Origin of the sequence: Sphingorhabdus pulchriflava (genome assembly GCF_003367235.1) — a bacterium.
Lineage (GTDB): Bacteria > Pseudomonadota > Alphaproteobacteria > Sphingomonadales > Sphingomonadaceae > Sphingorhabdus_B > Sphingorhabdus_B pulchriflava.
Map to the genome: position 1 here is coordinate 517,893 of NZ_QRGP01000002.1, position 19,346 is coordinate 537,238.

Genomic DNA, 19,346 nt, shown 5'->3' on the forward strand with positions numbered 1-19,346 from the left:
CAGTCAACAACGCAAAAAGAAACCCCGCTTTTGGCGGGGTTTTTTGTTAGCTGAAAAGATCGGCTTGCTCGCCGCTTTCGAAATCGACCCAGCCATCGGGGCTTAGTTTTTCGAGCGGGCGGTAGCGGGTCTTATACTGCATCCGCGCTGCACCATCGACCCAATAGCCCAGATAGACGAAGGGAAGCCCGGCCGCGCGCGCGCGCATGATGTGATCCATGATGATGAAATTGCCCAGGCCAGGACGGCCTTCGGCTTCGGCATCGTAGAAGCTGTATACCATCGACAGACCGTCAGACTGCTGGTCGGTAATGCAAGCTCCGATAAGTTCGCCTTGCGCTCCATAGCGAGCGGGAAGCCGATATTCGACGACATGGCTGTGCACCGGGGTCTGCTCGACCATGTCGGCATAATCCATATCGTCCATATCGGCCATGCCACCTTCAGGGTGACGCTGCTTCAGATAGCGGCGCAGCAGCTCATATTGCTCGTTGGTCGACCAGGGACGACAAGCGCTGCCCTGCAGGTCTGAATTGCGCTTCAATATCTTGCGCTGGGTGGCGTTGGGCTGGAACCCGCCTGTCAAGATGCGCACGGGAACACAGGCCTTGCAGTCGATGCAGCTGGGTCGATAGGCGACATTCTGGCTGCGGCGGAAACCGATGCGGCCCAGCGCCTCATTTAGCTCGGTTGCGTGTGCACCGTTGAGTTCGGTGAATACCTTGCGCTCGGTTTTGCCGGGCAAATAGGGGCAGGGGGCCGGGTTTGTGACAAAGAAGCGCGGAAAGCGGACTGGTGCGCTCATGGTAAACCGACCTCGCCTTATGTTGTTGGTTGCGAGGGGTTATGACGCTTTACGGGAGTGCTGAAAAGAGCGTTTACCATCAATATGCGATGGCATTGATTTTGTTCAGTTCAGTTCGACGCGTTCGACCTTGTAACCCGCATCTTTCAGCGAATCGACTAGACCTTGAAGCTGCTCGGCATCGCGTGCTTCGCACTCGATATCGGTTATCAGGCCCTTGGCGGGCAGCGTTGTGAAGATGCGCTGGTGATAGATTTCGATGATGTTGATGTTGTGCTCGTTGAACAGCTTCATCACCTTGTACAGCGCGCCGGGGCGGTCCTGTAGGGTGATGCGCAAACGGGCGAGACGGCCCGAACGCGCAAGGTCGCGCAACAACACATTGGCGAGCAGACGGGTGTCGATATTGCCGCCACTCAGCACGATGCCGACATTCTTGCCTCTGAACTTTTCAGGATAAGCCATCACGGCTGCGAGACCGGCTGCACCGCCGCCCTCGACCACGGTCTTTTCGATCTGGAGGAGCAGGCTGACTGCAGTTTCCAACTCAGGCTCGGAGACCAGAACAACATCGTCGACAATGTCGCGGATGACTTTCGAAGTGAATTCGCCCGGCACCTTGACTGCAATACCCTCGGCCAGCGTATCGCCCTCGCACGGCATCTGCTTGTTGTTAAGCAGCGCGTACATCGAAGGATAAAGCTCTGCCTGTACGCCTACAAGTTCGATATCAGGATTGATGCCGCGCGCCGCAGTACCCATTCCCGACAACAAGCCGCCACCCCCGATTGGTACTACCAGAGTGTCGATTGTCGGAATTTCTTCGAGCATCTCTAGGGCAACGGTGCCTTGGCCTGCCGCGACCTTGGGGTCATCAAAGGGGTGCACAAAAGTCAGCCCCAGTTCTTTTTCGAGAAGCCGCGCATGCTTATAGGCATCATCGAACTTTTCGCCTTCCAGGACCACTTTACCGCCCACCGCTTCAGTCTGCATGACTTTAACCGTCGGCGTGGTCTTGGGCATGACGATGGTAACGGGCACGCCAAGGCGTGTTCCGTGGTAGCTTAAGCCCTGTGCGTGATTGCCTGCCGATGCCGCAATGACCCCTCGATTGCGCGCTTCTTCAGGCATCAGCAACAGCGCATTCAGCGCCCCACGCTCCTTATAGGCTGCTGTAAACTGGAGGTTTTCGAACTTCAGATAGATATTCGCGCCTGTCAGGTTGGACAGCGTTTTGCTGTGCAAAGTGGGCGTTGCGACAATGGCGTCGCGGATGCGCTCATGCGCGGCGCGGACATCGGCAAGGGTCAGAAGCTCGGACATAGTGGCGCGGGCCCTAACCTATCTGGCGCAATGTGAAAACAGACATTAAGGCTCAGGCATGGCAAGAATAGCTTTTATCGGCCTGGGCGTGATGGGCGGTCCGATCGCGCGCCACCTGGCCAAGGCAGGTCATGAACTGACCGTCTACAATCGATCTTCGGCCAAAGCCGATAAATGGGTTGCCGAACATGGCGGACGCAAGGCGTCGTCGCCGGCAGAGGCTGCACAGGGTGTCGATTATGTCGTCAGCTGTGTCGGCACCGACGACGATCTGGCCAGCATCACATTGGGCCGCGATGGTGTATTCGCCGCGATGCCAAAGGGCAGTACCTTCATCGACCATACAACGGTATCAGCCCGGATTGCGCGCCAGTTGGCTGTTGAAGCCAAGGGACGCGGCATCCATTGCGTCGATGCGCCTGTGACAGGCGGACAGGCTGGAGCTGAAAATGGTACGTTGGCAATCATGTGCGGGGGCACAGAAGCAGCGGTAGCATCGGCCACACCGGTGATGGCGGCCTATTCCAAACGTGTCGTCCATGTTGGCGGCCCCGGTGATGGGCAAACGGCAAAGATGGTCAACCAGATTTGTATAGCTGGGGTCTTACAAGGCCTCTCCGAAGCTCTGCACTTTGCTCAATGTGCCGAACTTGATCTCGACAAGGTGTTCGACGCAATTTCTGGCGGTGCTGCGCAAAGCTGGCAGATGGACAATCGCTGGGTAACGATGGCGAAAGGCGAGTTCGACTTTGGTTTTGCAGTCGACTGGATGCGCAAGGATCTGGGGCTGGCGATCGACGAAGCCCGCGCCAATGGTGCCAGCATTCCGATTGCTGCTATGACCGACCAGTTCTTTTCCGATATCCAATATATGGGCGGCGGACGTCAGGATACGAGCGCGTTGGTGCGGAGGTTGCCGAAAAGATGATCAAGTCGCGCTTATTCATCGCGGCGCTGGCTGCGTTCGCTACACCCGCTTTTGCCGATGGCATGGTCGAAAATGTCAATGGCATCACGCTCGACAAGGATGGCAAGGTCATCCGTTTTTCAGCGCTGCTAATCGACAAGGAAGGCAAGATCAGCCAGCTTTTGACGAGCAAGGAAAAAGCGCCCAAACAGCTCGATTTCCGCCATGACGGACGCGGATTGACGATGCTTCCCGGGCTGATTGATGCGCATGGCCACGTGATGGGGCTCGGTTTTGCAGCGCTGACGCTTGACCTGTCGGGCACCAACTCGCTGGAAGAGGCGCAGGGGGCGATCAAAGCTTATGCGGCAAAATATCCCGAGCGCCGATGGATCGTCGGGCGAGGCTGGAACCAAGAAAAATGGGGCTTGGGTCGTTTCCCGACCTCTGCCGATCTTGATGCCGTCGTTGCCGATCGTCCGATCTGGCTCGAGCGGGTTGATGGACACGCAGGCTGGGCAAACAGCAAGGCAATGGAGATTGCTGGAGTAACGGGCGCAACCAAATCCCCCTCGGGTGGCCGTGTCGAAATGGCAGGCTCAAAACCGAGCGGCATATTCGTTGATGCTGCAAGCGAGTTGGTGTCGAAACATATCCCTGCGCCAAAACCGGGCGAGCGCGATCTGGCGTTGGCCGAGGCGCAGAAGGCCTTACTTTCGGTAGGCGTGACCAGCATTGCCGATATGGGAACGACAATCGAGGACTGGCAAAGCTATCGCCGCGCAGGCGATGCTGGTTGGTTGTCGATCCGCATATTTGGTTATGCAGGCGGCATCGACAATATGGTGGCCATTGCAGGGCCGCGCCCGACGCCCTGGCTGTATGACGACAAGCTGCGCCTCGGCGGCGTTAAACTCTATCTCGACGGCGCGCTCGGCAGCCGCGGGGCCTGGCTGAAGAAGCCCTATGCAGATGCCCCCGGGCAGACAGGACTATCGTTCCTGGCCAGTGCCGAAATCCGCAATCTGATGGTGCGTGCTTCGATGGACGGTTTCCAGACGGCTGTGCACGCAATTGGCGACGCCGCCAACGCAGATGCGATTGGAGCGGTTGAAGATCTGGCGGAGACCTATACGGGCGATCGGCGCTGGCGGATCGAGCATGTGCAGATAGTCGATCCGGCCGACCTGCCCCGCCTTGCCAAAAATGGCATTATCGCGTCGATGCAACCGGTCCATCAGACATCCGACCGCCTAATGGCAGAAGCGCGGTTGGGGCCTGAACGACTGGCCGGTGCCTATGCCTGGAACTCGATACTGAAAGCGGGCGGGAAGCTTGCATTCGGCTCTGATACGCCTGTTGAAGCGCCCAATCCCTTTGCTGGCATCGCAGCGGCAATGACGCGCGAGGACGCACAGGGGCAGCCATTCGGAGGGTGGATTCCCACCGAGCGAGTAACGCGCGAACAAGCCTTGGCTGGATTCACCATTGGCGCGGCCTATGCTGCTTTTGCGGAGGGAAAAGTGGGTTCGCTGACCCCCGGGCATCGCGCCGACTTTATCTTGGTCGACACTGATCCACTGCTGGCATCGCCTGCGCAAATCCGCGCGGCTCGGGTGAAAGAGACATGGTTGGGCGGACGGCCGGTCTACAAACAAGATGATATAGCCAAGACAAATACCCCAAATGACGCGACATCGCGTTAAGGTAGCGCGCAACATTATGTTTAATCAATCGATTAAATTAGGCATTTGATGTTGCTGTTTGTTGCAGTTGAGCAACATTCTTTGAAAAATTGTTGCGATAATGTCTGTCATGGGTGACTTATGTGCATAATGCGCATAGGTATGCAGCCAATAATATAATTTGACGTTGAAGGAGAGATTTATGAAGGCTACTACTGGCATCCGGAAAACTGTGTTTGCTTTGTCCGCTGCAACTTGTGCGCTGGTCATGCCGACATTTGCCTATGCGCAGGATGAAGCAGCCGAAGCTGCCGAAGACGAAGTCGAAATCGTCGTGACAGCTCAGGGGCGCTCGCAGCTCTTGTCTGACGTACCTGTGGCTATTTCGGCGGTGAATGCCGAAACTTTGCAGAACAGCGGCGCGAATGACATTCGCCAGTTGAATCAGGTTGCGCCTTCACTGCTCGTTTCCTCGACTGGAACGGAAGCCAATGGTTCGGCGCGTATCCGCGGTATCGGCACGGTTGGTGACAACCCCGGTCTCGAAAGCTCGGTTCCAGTCTTTATCGATGGCGTGTACCGCTCGCGTTCAGGCATTGGCCTCAATGAACTTGGTGAAATCGACCGAGTTGAAGTACAGCGTGGCCCGCAGGGAACCTTGGGCGGACGCAACTCCTCCGCCGGCCTGATCAGCATCTATTCGAAAAAGCCCGAATTCACCTTTGGTGGCAGCGGCGAGCTGACTTATGGCAATTATGATTTCATGCGCGCTGCCAGCAGCATCACCGGACCGATCAGCGAACAGATCGCCTTCCGGGTAGACGGTGTTTATGTGAAGCGTGATGGTTTTTACCGCGATGATACGAACGGCCGCGACGTCAACAATCGCGACCGTTATTTCCTGCGTGGTCAGTTGCTAATCGAACCTTCCGATGATTTGTCGATTCGGCTGATCGCCGACTATACATCGCGCAAGGAAGAATGCTGTGCTGCGACCTATGTTGACGGCACGGTCAATCCTTATATCGGCAATCTGAACAATCTCGCGACGCCGCTGAATAATCCGGCTGCCAACAACATTATCAACGTGCTTCGTGATCTGGGTCAGCCGCTGTCGTCGTTCAGTCAAGGCTATGGTCGCAAGATTTCGAATAGCCCGAACCGTGTTTTCACTGGTGAAACCAAGGATTACGGTTTTTCGGGCCAGATCGATTATGATTTTGGCGGTGCTAAGCTGACCTCGATTACGGCCTATCGTGAATATCGTTCGAGTCAGGCCTCAGACACCGACTATGGTGAAGTCGACATCCTGTATCGTGCGCCGAGCGATGATGCCTATCGCCAGTTCCACACCTTTACGCAGGAACTGCGCCTGCAGGGTGAAGCTTTTGGCGGCACACTCGACTGGTTGGCCGGTGGCTTCTACGCCAACGAAAAGTTGACGGTCCGTGACAATCTGCGCTTCGGCAATCAATATGGCCGATTTGCGACTTGCCGCATCATTTCGGGCGGTGGACTTGCAGGGCTATATTCGCCGACTAATCCCTCTTGCGTAGCGCCCGTAGTAGGACCAGCGACACTGGCGGGCGCAACAGGGACGTCGGGGGCGGATATCGTGGCTGCATTTACCGCACTCGACAGCCTGAACGATCTGGGTAGCACATTTGAAAACTATTTCCAGAATGGTACCAATTGGGCGTTGTTCACCCATAATATCATTCATATCACCGATACACTCGACTTGACCCTGGGGCTCCGTTACACCAGCGACAAGAAGAAGTTCGCCGCCACCTTTGGTAACGACAATACACGTTGCACGACCGTCCAAGGCTTAGTGACGGATGATCTTACTACCACGACAGCTGGCACGCCTGCTCAAATCGCAACAGCACGTGCGCTGGCAGGCGCACTTATAGGGCTTGCGTGCCAGGGCAATTCGACGGCAGAACTGAATGGCGTTTCGATCAATGATCGCCGCAGCGAAGACGAGTTTACCGGCACCGCGATCCTTTCATGGAAGGCAACCGATGACTTACTGCTCTATGGCAGCTTTGCGCGTGGTTATAAGGCCGGTGGATTCAATCTTGACCGATCCGCACTGAAATCACCCATAACAACTTTTGCGGCTGTAGGCGGCGCACAGGCAGTGGTTGGCAATTTACAGTTCGATCCCGAACTGGTCGACAGTTATGAACTGGGTGCGAAATATGCAACCGGTCCATTCAGTCTGAGCCTTTCGGCCTTCCGTTCGGATTTCAGCAACTTCCAGTTGAATACCTTTAATGGCGCTGTCTACATAGTACAGACCGTCAATGGCTGTTCTAATGATCTCGGTGGTGCAGATCGTGATTCGAGCAATGCCACCGGAGCCTGTGCTGCCAGCGATGTCGGCTATGGCGTCCGCGCAGAAGGTTTCGAACTCGAGGCGTCGCTGGTGCCAGCTCGCAACTTCCGGATGGCCGCTGGCCTGACCTATGCCAACACCAGCTATCGCAGTAACCTTGTAGGCAACAAGTCGGGCGCGCCGCTCGATGCCGTCCTGCGCAAACTGCCGGGCGACAATCTGTCGAACGCACCTGAACTGGTCGCGACGTCCAGCTTGACCTGGACGCCGGAGATCGGTGGCAGCGGCCTTACCGGTCTGTTCTATATCGATGGTCGTTTGACCGGCGACTACAACACCGGTTCGGATCTGTTCCCGCAAAAGGAACAGGATGGCTATGCGATCTTCAATGCCCGTATCGGTATCCGTGGGCCTGATGAAGCCTGGTCGCTCGAACTTTGGGGCCAGAATATCTTCAATCAGGATTATGCCCAAGTTGCATTCAACACGCCGTTCCAGGCGGGTGGTGCCAGCGCGCAATTCACCGATCCGCAGTTCCCGGGCGGTCGCCAGCTCTTTTCGCACTTCCTAGCCGAACCGCGCACCTATGGAATCACGCTTCGCGGCAAATTCTGAGGGTAGCCGAACCAGAAATAGAAAAGGCCCGCTTCGGCGGGCCTTTTTTGTTTTCGGCGGGATTGCTGATTATAGCGGTATGGCAACGCTCAAGAAATCGGGCATCGGACCATTCCAATCTCCGTCATCGGCTGCCTCATTGCGTTCTTTTGCAACAGGTTTGCTTCGTTTGCCCGAATCAGACTTTGCTGGTCGAGTAGGGGTTTTTGCCTCGCGACGTTCTTTCGGTTCGGCTGGTGCCTTGCGGCGCGCATGACGCTCTTGTTGGGGATCGTCGGTACTTTCAGTCGCTTGTTTGCCCAGACGTCCAATTTTCAGACCAATCAGCTTCTCGATATTGTCGATCGCTTCTTCGTCTGCCTTGGTCACAAAAGTGAAGGCCTTGCCTTTGGCACCAGCACGTCCGGTGCGACCGATGCGGTGGACATAATCGTCGGGGTGCCAGGGGGCATCGAAGTTGAACACATGGCTGACGCCCTTGATGTCCAAACCACGCGCAGCTACATCGGAAGCCACGAGCAAATTGATTGCACCGCTTTTGAACGCATCCAGCTGCCGCTGACGCGACGCTTGGTCGATGTCACCATGAATTTCGCCAGAACGGAACCCGTGTTGCTGCAAGCTCTTGTTGAGTTCTCGCACAGTGGTCTTGCGGTTGCAGAAGATGATAGCGGTGTGGACGTCCTCGCTGCGCAACAGGCTGCGTAGCATTTCGCGCTTTTTCATCGGCGCAACATCGACCAGCTTGGCTTCGATATTGGCGTTCGAAGATGCTGGTCGGGCAACCTCAATATATTTGGGGTTCGACAGGAATTTGTCGGCCAGCTTCTTGATCGGCGGCGGCATCGTTGCTGAAAACAGCAACGTCTGCCGCGTTGTCGGCAGCTTGGTGCAGATATTTTCGATATCGGGAATAAAGCCCATATCGAGCATGCGATCAGCTTCGTCGATAACGAGCAACTCGCAGCCGTTCAGCAGAATATTGCCACGTTCAAACAAGTCCATCAGACGGCCCGGGGTCGCAATCAGAACGTCGACACCTTTTTCAAGCGCCTTGACCTGATCACCCATCGACACGCCGCCGATCAGCAACGCCATCGACAGCTTGTGATTGACGCCATATTTCTCAAAATTCTCGGCAACCTGCGCGGCCAATTCACGGGTCGGCTCCAGAATCAGACTGCGCGGCATGCGTGCCCGCGCGCGTCCATGCGCCAGTACATCAATCATCGGAAGCACGAATGATGCGGTCTTGCCGGTACCCGTTTGGGCTATACCGATGATGTCGCGCATCATCAGAACGGAAGGAATTGCCTGCGCCTGGATCGGCGTTGGCGTATCGTAACCGGCGGCTAAGACGGCACTCAAAAGTTCATCGGAAAGGCCGAGATCGGCAAAGGACATAAGGTTCCAATATCAAGGAAGGTAGCAGGCCGGTCGGCGCTTCCCCGCGCGTCCGGTGCGCGCCGATTGGCGAAACAAACGCAAAAAGTCAAGGAAATTGGGGTGTCTTACTCTGGAACCAGCAGTCGAAACTTGTCGATTTCGCATTTGGCCCCCGTCCGCGCATGCATCAAGTCACGGTCTATACACAATTTCCCGTCCTTCGAACGTTCGACATAAGCGCCGGCATAAAATTCGCGAGCCAGACAGCCATCACCCAGATACGCGCGGATCAATTGCCGTTCGCGGGTCACCAGTTCGAGCGTGTTTTTGGGGCCGGGACGCGAAGCAATCAGCCTATCCATCAGCAGGCATTTGCCAATCTTTTCCTCATTATAGATAACCGATTTGCGATTTTCGCCACGACCGCTTGAAACATTGACCGGCTGGTTTGGAAAGCGGACGATCACCCGCTGCTCGACGCGCAACTGGAAATCCTGCGTGCCGTCAAGCAGGTCGATTATCGACGCCAAAGACTGTCCTCGCGCGCTATATGCGACGCCCAGCGCAAGCGCGAACCCGGCAATGACAATCATTAAAATGCGCAATGTCGGATCCCGACTAAAATTCGCCTCTTCAAGCCAATAGCCGTAACGGTTGAACGGAGCATTAATCCAGCCCTATGTAGCGGTAAGGTTCGAGTCAATTCGAACCCGAAAAGGAGCAGAATTTTGGTCAGTCCGGATGTAGCAAGTGAATTGAGAGCGTTGCTGGGCCCGAAAGGGTTTCTGGCCGATTCGGACGATATGGCTCCGTGGTTGACCGATTGGCGCGGTCGATATCGCGGTCAAGCCTTGGCGATTTTATCGCCATCAACGACCGACGAGGTGGCAGCGGTTATCAAATTGGCCGCAAAGCACCGCGTCGCTATGGTACCGCAGGGCGGGAACAGCGGCATGGTTGCAGGCGCGACGCCTGATGCCAGTGGCCAATCCTATCTGTTGTCACTGCGGCGGTTGAACAGCATCGAAGCGATAGATCAGGATGTGAGGCTGGTCCGGTGTGGAGCAGGTGTCATTCTGCAAAATCTGCACGACGCTGTTTCAAAGCACGGCTTGCGATTCCCCCTTACTCTTGGCGGCAAGGGCTCCGCCACAATTGGCGGTTTGATATCCACGAATGCGGGCGGCACGCAGGTGCTGCGCCACGGTACGATGCGAAGTCTCGTTGCGGGAATTGAGGCCGTGCTGCCCGATGGTTCGATTTATGATGGTCTAACTCCGTTGAAAAAGGACAATCGCGGATATGACCTGAAACATCTGCTGATTGGTGCCGAGGGGACATTGGGTATAGTGACCCGCGCGACGTTGCATCTTGTACCTGCCCTGATCGAGCGCGCCGTGTGCTGGGTCGCGGTGGGCAGTCCCGCTGATGCCTATCAACTGCTGTTGGCGGCGCAGGATGAATGTCATGGCATGCTCGAAGGGTTCGAAATTTTGCCTGATGCCGCCTTGGCCCATGTCGTCAAACATATACCGGGCACGCGCGCGCCGCTAGAATCGGCGGCACCATGGCATGTGTTGATAGAGCTGGCCAAGGATTCCGCTGATCAGGAAGCACCTGCACAACTTGCCGAGCGTTTCCTTGCAACGGCGATGGGAAAAGGATTGGCATTGGATGCGGCGATTTCAGCGAATGAGGCGCAGGCAGAAGCTTTTTGGAAAATCCGCGACAGCATTGCCGAGGCAGAGCGGGCCGAAGGGCCGGCGCTGCAGCACGACATCAGCGTCCCGGTTTCGGACATGGCGCGTTTCATCGATACAGAGTCCCCGAAAATCGAGGCGACTTATCCCGGAACCCAAGTGATAGCTTTTGGACATCTGGGTGACGGCAACATTCACTATCACGTAAAGGCACCCCACGGTGCGACAGCAGAGAATTGGTATCGTGATTTCGCCACGCGCATCAGCGCGGATGTCTATGACCGGGTGGTGGCCTATGGGGGTTCCATTTCCGCTGAGCATGGAATTGGACAGGCAAAAATTGCCGAATTTGCGCGCACATCCGAACCAGCGCGCCTTGCAGCTTTACGGGCAATCAAAAATGCGCTGGACCCGCATGGCATCATGAATCCCGGGAAACTCGTTCCTCTTGCCAGCGCGGGTCTTGACGCTTAAAGCCGCGCGCAATCTTTAATTCGAATCCGGACAATGGAGTTACTCAATGGCTACCCAGCCCGCCGCACAAGGCTTGCCGCTTTTCTACAAAGATCTGGTTCCGCTCAACAGCAATGAGCATGCAAATTTCAAAAGCCGCCAGATCGACAACGCGACCTTCATGCAGGGTCAACATGCTATTCCGTTGACGGTTGAAGAATTTGTTTCGGCGTCGCGTTACTATCCCATCATCTTTTCGGCAGGCGACAATCCCGTGCCGTTGGCGCTGATGGGCATGAACGAAGGCATCAACGTGTTCATGGATGATCAGGGCAAGTTCAATAACCCTGTTTATCTGCCGGCGTACATCCGCCGCTATCCCTTCATGCTGGCCCGTTTGCGTCCCGACAGTGACGAACTGTCGCTGTGCTTCGACCCGACGTCGGAAGCGCTGGGCGAGTTCAAGAAAGAGGGCGATCCGCTGTTCGATGGTACCGAACCGACCCAGATGACCAAGGATATCCTTAAATTCTGCGAAGACTTCGAACAGGCAGGTGCCCGCACCCAGGCTTTCGTCGAAGAGCTGAAAAAAGCGGAATTGCTGATGGAAGGTGAAGTCGCCATCCAGCAGGAAGGCAGCGAGAACCCCTTCGTCTATCGCGGCTTCCAGATGGTGAACGAAGAAAAGCTGCGCGACCTGCGCGGTGATGAACTGCGCAAGATGAGCCAGAGCGGCATGTTGCCGTTGATTTACGCGCATCTTTTCTCGCTGAACCTCGTGCGCGACGTATTTGCAATGCAAATGCAACAGGGTAAGGTTCCGCAGCAAGTCGAGCTGCCCACCGCTTGAACCCTATGGGGCGGCCCGACGCGAGGAGGGCCGCCACAATGACCAAATATAGCAAAGTCGCAATTCTGTTTCACTGGCTGATCGCCATATTGGTGATAGCCAATTTCGTGCTTGCCAGCATGGCGGAAGATTTACCGCGAGAGGCACAGGGCGCGTTGATGGCACCGCACAAAGCCTTAGGCGTTTCGATATTGTTCTTGTCGGTTTTGCGCCTATTCTGGCGCATCGGCCACAAACCCCCGCCTTTGCCAGAGAGTATAGCCGGATGGCAGGCGGGTCTGGGTAAATTTGTCCATCTGCTATTCTATTTCCTGATAATTGCCGTTCCGCTTTCGGGCTGGCTGATGGCGTCTGCCCACCCAAAAGCACCGCCAGTCGACTTCTTCGGAATGTTTGATGTCACCATGCCCGTCGGCAAGGATGAAGGATTGGCAGGTATCGGTCATGAAGTGCACGAAATTTTGACCAAGCCGCTGTTCATCCTGATTCTGCTGCACATTTTGGGCGCTTTAAAGCATCAGTTTGCAGACAGGCTGCCCTTTATCCAACGCATGTGGCCCTGAATATTATCGAGGCGGTATTTCACAATTCCGCCCTGAATTCAGTCGCTTCATCCCGTCGATACGGAAAAATACAATTGCACTATTGATTTGGCGGGCTGGAAATCCCATCTTCTGTACAGGACAGGCATCTCCCCTCCCTTGTCTGTCCTTCGGCGCTGCTGGTCAGCGCCACCTCCCTGAACCTTGGCCACCCCGGATTATTCCGGGGTGGTTTTTTCTTTGTTTAATGTGCAGGATCAGAGAGTTATTCGGCAGCCAATGGTATCGCGCGTTCGCTGACTAAATCGACCAGGCAATACAGCAACTCACTGATTAGTGACGCCGTCGATTCGAGTCCTGGACCTGGTTCGCGCTGCATCGAGTCGAGATAAAGCGAGCGATCCACTTCGATCTGGATGGCGTGGATGCAGCCCTGCGTCTTACCATGGCGCCGCAGGATATAGTCGCCCGGATAGGGATGGTTCAGTGCAGCAGGGACGTTGAGCGATTTCAACCGCGCCATAAGCATCTCAGCATATAGCGCTGGCGCACATTGGCCAAAACGGTCTCCGATTACGATACGGGGTGCTTGCGTTGCTGTCGCGGTCAAGGGTGGCATCGAATGCACGTCGACCAAGATCGCGGTACCGAACCGGTCGCGAATGTTGAGCAAGGTTTGTTCGATGGCCTGATGATAGGGCCGGTGGAATTGGTCCAATCGGCGTTTGATGTCGTCAGCAGCCAATGGACGTTTCCAAAGATCGCCGACATGCATCAAACGACGCGGTATCAGGCCAAGTCCGCCCCGCATTTTCATACTATTCGACGATTTGTACCCGTCTATCCGCGGCGTTACCATTTCAGGGTCGAGATCATCCTCAGCGCGATTCAAATCTATCCATGCGCGGGCACGGTGCGCTACTATCGCTGTCATACCTGCAGCAAGAGCTGGCCCGACAAGCCGATCCGCATAACGGTCTTCAAGCCGCATGAGATCTGTGGGCGACACGCGCAGATTGTCGATCAGTTCCGGTGGATAGTCTCGGCCCGAATGCGGAATCGAGATTAGCACCGGAAATGCTGGCTGGGCCGCATTCAGCAGCTGAAAACCCGCATTTTCCGCATGGGTAGCAGTGCCCGTTTCGATCATCCGAACCATCCTTCGCATTTGCTAGGACAAAATTGGCAAAAGAGGTGCAATTTTTTTAAGTTCTGGTGATAATGCTTCCGCTCAAGAGACTCACTATGGCGGAAATGCCCCAAGGACAGGACGACCGATGATCCGGATCTTGCTTGCAGAAGACGAACAGGCGATGCGTGAATATCTTGCGCGCGCGCTCGAACGGTCAGGCTATGAAGTGGTCTCGGTTGATCGCGGGACTGAAGCCGTTCCTTATCTGGAACGCGAACATTTCGATCTGCTGCTGACCGATATCGTCATGCCCGAAATGGATGGCATCGAACTGGCGCGTCATTGCAGCAAGGTTTCTCCCTCTACCGAGGTCATGTTCATAACCGGTTTTTCGGGCGTTGCGCTCCGCGCGGGCCAGTCGATGCCGCAAGCAAAGGTCTTATCCAAGCCATTCCATCTGAAGGACTTGGTGCTCGAGGTTGAGCGCCTGTTCAACAAGGAAAGCGCCAGCGGCCAGATTTAAGGAGTGATATTCGGGCTTGAACGGAATCACTAAGGTCGTTAGAGGGCGCGCAGCGTGGGCGTATAGCTCAGTGGTAGAGCACTGTGTTGACATCGCAGGGGTCGCAAGTTCAATCCTTGCTACGCCCACCATTTTCCCTTCCCCTATCTTTGATGTCACGTAGCAGGGCGGCTTGCGCGCTGAATATCATTCAGTTTCTATTAGTTCTGAAAGGGGCATGTCCGTCATTTCGACTTGAGTCTGCGCGCTACAGGTGTCAGTTTTAGCTAAACCATATCGGTCGCCTCAATATCGGTATTCAGCGAAACCGGCGTTTCGCAAGTGAGGAAGGCGGGCACAGGGTGCAGTTTGCTTGGGTAAGGCTGGTCGTTTGGCTCTTATGCGCAGCCGCCTTTCTAGGCGGCTGCGACAAGCAGGTGGGCAATCCCGCACCCCCGCGCATCGATACGGCAGCCGAACTGCCCAAGCAGACATCGACGATCATCGTCCCGCTCACCATCGATATCGGCGGGCTCGAGGCAAAGCTTAACAGCTCGGCACCGACGCGGCTGTGGGCTATCAACCAGTATGAACCCAAATGCATCCCGGCGCAGCGGGTTACAATTTGCCCGGTCCACAAGAAAAAGTGCAAGGGCAAAGCGTGCAAGAATGTCGATTGCAAAATCGGTTTCAAACGAACCAAGGTGACGCCGGATGTCGCGTGCACCATCGTCGGGCATGTGAACAGGGGACGTATCCGGCTGTCTGGGCGTGGTGATCTGTTGACTGTTACAATGCCTGTGACCGCAGTTGTCAGTGCGCGTGACGTCGGCGGTGTCGTAAAGCGTGAGACGGCCAATGCTTCGGCCGATGTGCGCGCCCATGTTCGCATCTCGATTGCCGACAACTGGTCACCTCGGGCGAAGGTGGACATAGCCTATGATTGGAGGGAGCCGCCCGGAATTAGTTTTTTGGGCAAGAGGGTTCGCTTCGTTCGCAAGGCCGATGCCGAACTGGCGAAGGTGATTGCGGGGCTTGAGCGTGACCTCTCGCGCGAAATTGCCCGCGTCCAAACGCGAGCCATTGTCGAAGGTGCTTGGAAAGAGGGTTTTGCAACGATCATGCTCAACCGCGAACGCCCGCCTGCCTGGATGCGGGTAACGCCGCAGAAGTTGGGCTTTGGTGGTTACCGGATAAACGGGAAGCAATTGATGATGACTCTGTCGGCCGAGGCCGTAACTGAGACCTTTATCGGCAACCGTCCCGACAAGCCTAATGTCACGCCCCTGCCGCCGCCTACACGATTGGCAGGTGACCATGGCCTGCGCTTTCATATTCCGGTGTTGGCCGATTATAGGGAATTGGAACCGGTTATCCTGCGAGCGCTGAAGAAATTGGCGGCGAAGGGTATCGCGCTCGATCAGGTCGGGCCCGTAAAAGTCGATTTCAAAAAAGTCACAGTTTATGCAACCGAAGGCGGCAGAGTTGCCGTCGGGATCGAAGCCAATGCCGATGTAATCCGCAGCCCGCTCAAAGGTACAAATGGCGTGGTTTGGCTTTCCGCCATCCCCTACAATGAGGCCAATTCCGAGGTGGTAAACGTTCGTGACCTGCGCATCGCAGGCACTACAGATCGTGAGGCGGTAAACCTCCTCTTTGCACTATTCGAAGACCCTGAAGTGCTCGCAGAAATAAGCAAGGCGCTGGTTACCGATTTTAATAAGGATTATGAAAAGGTGTTACTCGCCGCCAAAAAAGCGATTGCAATGCGCCGCGAAGGCGATTTCACTCTATCCGCCGAAGTGAATGAAGTTAGCCATGGGACTGTTATCGCGACCGGGCAGGGGCTGTTCCTTCCCGTGGATGTAACGGGCAAAGCCAATATTCGTTATACGCCGAATGGCCGCCAATAAGCCGACGGTCTGGATACACTAAGATGGATGCGACCATGCCCGGCTGGGTGGTTCGCCAAACCAGCGGCGATAAGCGCGCGAAAAAGCACTAAGTTCGCCATATCCAAGCAGTTCGGCGACTTCGCCCAGCGACCTTTTGTTTTCAAGCCGGTACAGTTCACACATGCTTTTGCGCAGGTCGTCGAGAAGTGCCCGGAATGGATGGCCCTCTTCGACAAGGTGGCGCCGCAATGTCCGTTCGGTCATGCCAAACGAACGGGCCGCACGATCAAGTGTGGCGGGAGATTTATTCAATTCGGTCCAAAGATAGAAATAAGTGAAGGCCGAGTGGCGTTGGCCCGAACGCAGCCATTCAACCGGTGCCGAATGACAGGCCGTAGCGGCATTCAGCAAAAGAGCATTGGCGCAGGGCGATGGCTTGTTTGCCTGCTCTGCCGAAAAGGTTACCGCATTGCGGCTTCCACCAAAAGCGACATTTGCGCCCAACAAATCTGAATAATGCTGTCCATCAAATCGAGCAGCATGTTGGAAGGCGATGCTTTCAACCACCAACTGATCGCCCCATATTTCGCGGGCGAGGCGCACATAGGTTCCAAATGAAAATTCGACCAACGCACCCATTTCGTGCGCGTCGTAACTGCCGATATCCCATACCAGCTTGAGCGCCGGACCATCTTCGACCAGATCGACCCGATACAATGTCTGTCGCAACATTTGCATCCGTACATTGGCTGCCAAGACCGCAGACAAAGTTGGTAGCAGACGGGTTGCGAACCCAATGTCGGAGAAACAATTTGGTTTAGCTTCTTTGCCGATGCGCAAAGCTATGGCTGGATCGGACAGATGATGTTCCAGCGCGGAAAACAGCCGGATCAAGACCTGGCCTGAAACCCGGCTTAACTGATTGCGGAGTATCGCTTCGCTTGTACCAACGGCTTCGAGTAAGGCAGGGCGGTTGGCACCCCGGGAAACCGCCGCCGATACAATGCGCCCGATAAGATTCGACGATGCCGTGTCTGGCGGAATAGGTGTTCCGCTTCCGACAAGCTGCTCTATCCAGTCAAAACGATCCGAAGTCCCCATCCTGCGCCGGTAGAACCACTGCAGTCAAAAGGATGCAAGTATATTGTCTTACAATCTTGTCGCGCGGCAACGCCCGCGATAAGCGCATGTTATGAAACTTGCTGAATTGCTAGCGCAGTTGCGCCCGGACGCTACCGACCAGAAGGTCACAATCCCCTCGACTTGGCATCAGGGGCGGACTGCCTATGGTGGCTTGAGTTCGGCATTGGCCTATCAGTCAGCGAAGCTAGCGGCGCCCGACCTGCCGCCACTGCTGACCGCACAAATTGCCTTTTCCGGGCCATTGTCGGGTGAGATCGAGATCCACAGCAAGGTTTTGCGCCGCGGCCGCAACAGCGCTTTCATCAAGAGCGAAATCACGGTGGGCGAAGAGGTTGGTTTGAGCTGTGTCTTCGTCTTCATGGCGCGTCGTGAAAGCCATATCGACTATGAAGGCCTGCCCCGTCCGGAATTCCCGCCAATCCCTGAAGAGGGCAAGACCCGCAGCGGCCCGCCCGAATTCTTCACCCACAATATGGACTATCCGGAAAAGCGGCTGATCCTTGGGATGGACAAGCCCCGTCTTGCCAATTGGCACCGCTTGAAAGAGCGTGAGGGCCTTGATCCCGTGGCCAATTTGATTTGCATGGGCGACGCCCTGCCGCCATCGACGATGGGGCTGATGAAAAAAGAGGGCATGATCAGCTCGATCAATTGGCAGATTAACCTTTTGACCGATGCGCCTGAAACCGAAAATGGATGGTGGTTTCTCGAATCCGAAACCCACCACGCGGTTCACGGCGCCAGCAGCCAGTATATGACGGTCTGGAACAGCAAGGGCGAACCGATGATGACCGGGATGCAGTCGGTCGCGCTATTCGTTTAACCCAGCGCCGCCTGCTTTTCTTCAGCGAGTTTGTCGAGTTCCGCACGGCTCTTTTTTTCGGAAGCTGACTTCAGCTGGCCGCACGCCGCCATGATGTCGCGCCCGCGGGGCGTACGGATGGGCGCGCTGATGCCGGCTTCGAAAATCAGATTACTGAAGGCGCGGATGCGCTCGGGGGTTGAGCATTCATAGGGCGCGCCGGGCCAGGGGTTGAACGGGATCAGATTGACCTTGGCGGGCAATTGATACTGCTTGATCAGGCGCACCAATTCGCGCGCATCGTCGTCGCTGTCATTCTTGTCCTTCAACATCACATATTCAAAGGTGATGCGCCGGGCATTGTTCGCGCCCGGATAATCGGCGCAGGCCTGTAACAGTTCCTCGATGCCATATTTGCGGTTGAGCGGAACGATCTCGTCGCGGATGTCCTTGCTGACGGCATGGAGCGAGACGGCAAGGTTCACGCCGATTTCCTCGCCCGCTTTTTCCATCATCGGCACAACGCCGCTGGTCGACAGTGTGATGCGTCGTTTCGACAGGGCAAGACCATCACCGTGCATCACGACCTTTAGCGCATCGCGGACATTGTCGAAATTATACAGCGGCTCCCCCATGCCCATCAGCACGATGTTGGTTAGCATCCGGCCATCGGAGGTATAGTGGCCGGTATCGTCGTCCTCGTCATCCTCTTCGCCGAAGCCGGCCATATTGCCCTTCGGCCATTCCCCCAGCGCGTCGCGCGCCAGCATGACCTGCCCGACAATTTCGCCCGGCGTCAGGTTGCGCACCAGCCGCATCGTCCCGGTATGGCAGAAACGGCAATTGAGCGTGCAGCCGACCTGTGACGAAATGCACAGCGTGCCGCGGTCCGCATCGGGGATGAAGACCATTTCATAGTCTTGCGCATCGTCGGTGCGCAGCAGCCATTTGCGGGTGCCATCGCTGCTGACCTGTGCCTCGATCACTTCGGGGCGGCCAATTACAAAACGCTGCGCCAGCCACGGGCGCATCGTCTTCGCGATGTCGGTCATCATTTCAAAGTCGGTGACGCCGCGATGGTAGATCCAGTGAAAAACCTGCTTCGACCGCAGCTTGGCGGCCTTGTCGTCAAGCTGGCTTTCGAGGAACAGCTGTTTGATCTGCAGGTGCGACAGCCCCATCAGGTCGATACGACCATCGGAACGCGGCGTGATGGCGCGCGGAGTGACTACGGGATCGATATGGCCGGGTATCTGCATGAT

16 protein-coding genes and 1 tRNA gene are annotated in these 19,346 nt (G+C 56.0%); 10 read left to right on the plus strand and 7 right to left on the minus strand.

What is annotated here, in order from left to right:
• Positions 1-46: 46 nt before the first annotated feature.
• Together DXH95_RS13355 and DXH95_RS13360 are read right to left on the minus strand one after the other, a co-directional pair.
• Complete coding sequence (locus DXH95_RS13355; RefSeq protein ID WP_115550002.1) at positions 47-805, minus strand: arginyltransferase; 759 nt, start codon at positions 803-805, stop codon at positions 47-49.
• A 105-nt stretch (positions 806-910) separates the two neighbouring features.
• A complete protein-coding gene (locus DXH95_RS13360; RefSeq protein ID WP_115550003.1) occupies positions 911-2,128 on the minus strand; it encodes a threonine ammonia-lyase in 1,218 nt (405 codons plus the stop codon).
• Positions 2,129-2,186: 58 nt separating this feature from the next.
• Between DXH95_RS13360 and DXH95_RS13365 the strand changes: the two genes are divergently transcribed.
• The 3 genes from DXH95_RS13365 (at position 2,187) to DXH95_RS13375 (ending at position 7,679) form a co-directional block, all read left to right on the plus strand.
• Positions 2,187-3,056: an NAD(P)-dependent oxidoreductase gene (locus DXH95_RS13365; protein WP_115550004.1), complete on the plus strand. Its 870-nt coding sequence runs from the start codon at positions 2,187-2,189 to the stop codon at positions 3,054-3,056.
• The gene (locus DXH95_RS13370; protein WP_115550005.1) at positions 3,053-4,741 is read left to right on the plus strand and encodes an amidohydrolase; all 1,689 of its coding nucleotides are present in this window, start codon (positions 3,053-3,055) and stop codon (positions 4,739-4,741) included. Before DXH95_RS13365 ends, DXH95_RS13370 begins: the two co-directional genes overlap by 4 nt.
• A 181-nt stretch (positions 4,742-4,922) precedes the next feature.
• Positions 4,923-7,679 (plus strand): TonB-dependent receptor, encoded by a 2,757-nt coding sequence (locus tag DXH95_RS13375; protein ID WP_181883680.1) that lies wholly within the window; start codon positions 4,923-4,925, stop codon positions 7,677-7,679.
• A gap of 69 nt (positions 7,680-7,748) precedes the next feature.
• Here DXH95_RS13375 and DXH95_RS13380 read toward each other — a convergent pair whose 3' ends face one another.
• Together DXH95_RS13380 and DXH95_RS13385 are read right to left on the minus strand one after the other, a co-directional pair.
• Complete coding sequence (locus DXH95_RS13380) at positions 7,749-9,083, minus strand: DEAD/DEAH box helicase (RefSeq protein ID WP_115550006.1); 1,335 nt, start codon at positions 9,081-9,083, stop codon at positions 7,749-7,751.
• 107 nt (positions 9,084-9,190) lie between these two features.
• On the minus strand, positions 9,191-9,658 hold the full coding sequence (locus DXH95_RS13385; RefSeq protein ID WP_115550007.1) for a hypothetical protein: 468 nt from the start codon (positions 9,656-9,658) through the stop codon (positions 9,191-9,193).
• 135 nt (positions 9,659-9,793) lie between these two features.
• Between DXH95_RS13385 and DXH95_RS13390 the strand changes: the two genes are divergently transcribed.
• The 3 genes from DXH95_RS13390 to DXH95_RS13400 are packed head-to-tail and all read left to right on the plus strand — an operon-like array spanning position 9,794 to position 12,631.
• Entirely contained in the window at positions 9,794-11,239 is a 1,446-nt protein-coding gene (locus DXH95_RS13390) for an FAD-binding oxidoreductase (protein ID WP_239016654.1), read from the plus strand.
• 46 nt (positions 11,240-11,285) lie between these two features.
• Complete coding sequence (locus DXH95_RS13395) at positions 11,286-12,068, plus strand: SapC family protein (RefSeq protein ID WP_115550008.1); 783 nt, start codon at positions 11,286-11,288, stop codon at positions 12,066-12,068.
• 38 nt (positions 12,069-12,106) lie between these two features.
• A complete protein-coding gene (locus DXH95_RS13400) occupies positions 12,107-12,631 on the plus strand; it encodes a cytochrome b (RefSeq protein ID WP_181883681.1) in 525 nt (174 codons plus the stop codon).
• Between the two features lie 244 nt (positions 12,632-12,875).
• Here the strand turns inward: DXH95_RS13400 and DXH95_RS13405 are convergent, their stop codons facing one another.
• Positions 12,876-13,778, minus strand: a complete 903-nt coding sequence (locus DXH95_RS13405) for an N-formylglutamate amidohydrolase (RefSeq protein WP_115550010.1) — start codon at positions 13,776-13,778, stop codon at positions 12,876-12,878.
• A gap of 109 nt (positions 13,779-13,887) precedes the next feature.
• Between DXH95_RS13405 and cpdR the strand changes: the two genes are divergently transcribed.
• The 3 genes from cpdR (at position 13,888) to DXH95_RS13420 (ending at position 16,157) form a co-directional block, all read left to right on the plus strand.
• Positions 13,888-14,265, plus strand: a complete 378-nt coding sequence (gene cpdR, locus DXH95_RS13410; RefSeq protein WP_115550011.1) for a cell cycle two-component system response regulator CpdR — start codon at positions 13,888-13,890, stop codon at positions 14,263-14,265.
• 56 nt (positions 14,266-14,321) lie between these two features.
• A tRNA-Val gene (locus tag DXH95_RS13415) sits at positions 14,322-14,396 on the plus strand.
• Positions 14,397-14,606: 210 nt separating this feature from the next.
• On the plus strand, positions 14,607-16,157 hold the full coding sequence (locus DXH95_RS13420; protein WP_181883682.1) for a DUF4403 family protein: 1,551 nt from the start codon (positions 14,607-14,609) through the stop codon (positions 16,155-16,157).
• A gap of 18 nt (positions 16,158-16,175) precedes the next feature.
• Here the strand turns inward: DXH95_RS13420 and DXH95_RS13425 are convergent, their stop codons facing one another.
• Positions 16,176-17,240: an AraC family transcriptional regulator gene (locus DXH95_RS13425; protein WP_115550013.1), complete on the minus strand. Its 1,065-nt coding sequence runs from the start codon at positions 17,238-17,240 to the stop codon at positions 16,176-16,178.
• A gap of 91 nt (positions 17,241-17,331) precedes the next feature.
• Here DXH95_RS13425 and DXH95_RS13430 point away from each other — a divergent pair, with 91 nt between their 5' ends.
• A complete protein-coding gene (locus DXH95_RS13430) occupies positions 17,332-18,105 on the plus strand; it encodes a thioesterase family protein (protein WP_115550014.1) in 774 nt (257 codons plus the stop codon).
• On the opposite strand, the gene rlmN is transcribed toward DXH95_RS13430, so the two are convergent.
• Positions 18,102-19,343, minus strand: a complete 1,242-nt coding sequence (gene rlmN, locus DXH95_RS13435; protein ID WP_115550015.1) for a dual-specificity RNA methyltransferase RlmN — start codon at positions 19,341-19,343, stop codon at positions 18,102-18,104. The genes DXH95_RS13430 and rlmN overlap by 4 nt on opposite strands.
• Between the last annotated feature and the right edge of the window lie 3 nt (positions 19,344-19,346).

Excerpts from the sequence above, each read along its gene's own strand:
- DXH95_RS13355 (WP_115550002.1), bottom strand. The coding sequence starts at position 805 with ATGAGCGCACCAGTCCGCTTTCCGCGCTTCTTTGTCACAAACCCGGCC.
- DXH95_RS13360 (WP_115550003.1), bottom strand. The coding sequence starts at position 2,128 with ATGTCCGAGCTTCTGACCCTTGCCGATGTCCGCGCCGCGCATGAGCGC.
- DXH95_RS13365 (WP_115550004.1), top strand. The coding sequence starts at position 2,187 with ATGGCAAGAATAGCTTTTATCGGCCTGGGCGTGATGGGCGGTCCGATC.
- DXH95_RS13370 (WP_115550005.1), top strand. The coding sequence starts at position 3,053 with ATGATCAAGTCGCGCTTATTCATCGCGGCGCTGGCTGCGTTCGCTACA.
- DXH95_RS13375 (WP_181883680.1), top strand. The coding sequence starts at position 4,923 with ATGAAGGCTACTACTGGCATCCGGAAAACTGTGTTTGCTTTGTCCGCT.
- DXH95_RS13380 (WP_115550006.1), bottom strand. The coding sequence starts at position 9,083 with ATGTCCTTTGCCGATCTCGGCCTTTCCGATGAACTTTTGAGTGCCGTC.
- DXH95_RS13385 (WP_115550007.1), bottom strand. The coding sequence starts at position 9,658 with ATGATTGTCATTGCCGGGTTCGCGCTTGCGCTGGGCGTCGCATATAGC.
- DXH95_RS13395 (WP_115550008.1), top strand. The coding sequence starts at position 11,286 with ATGGCTACCCAGCCCGCCGCACAAGGCTTGCCGCTTTTCTACAAAGAT.
- DXH95_RS13400 (WP_181883681.1), top strand. The coding sequence starts at position 12,107 with ATGACCAAATATAGCAAAGTCGCAATTCTGTTTCACTGGCTGATCGCC.
- DXH95_RS13405 (WP_115550010.1), bottom strand. The coding sequence starts at position 13,778 with ATGCGAAGGATGGTTCGGATGATCGAAACGGGCACTGCTACCCATGCG.
- cpdR (WP_115550011.1), top strand. The coding sequence starts at position 13,888 with ATGATCCGGATCTTGCTTGCAGAAGACGAACAGGCGATGCGTGAATAT.
- DXH95_RS13425 (WP_115550013.1), bottom strand. The coding sequence starts at position 17,240 with ATGGGGACTTCGGATCGTTTTGACTGGATAGAGCAGCTTGTCGGAAGC.
- DXH95_RS13430 (WP_115550014.1), top strand. The coding sequence starts at position 17,332 with ATGAAACTTGCTGAATTGCTAGCGCAGTTGCGCCCGGACGCTACCGAC.
- rlmN (WP_115550015.1), bottom strand. The coding sequence starts at position 19,343 with ATGCAGATACCCGGCCATATCGATCCCGTAGTCACTCCGCGCGCCATC.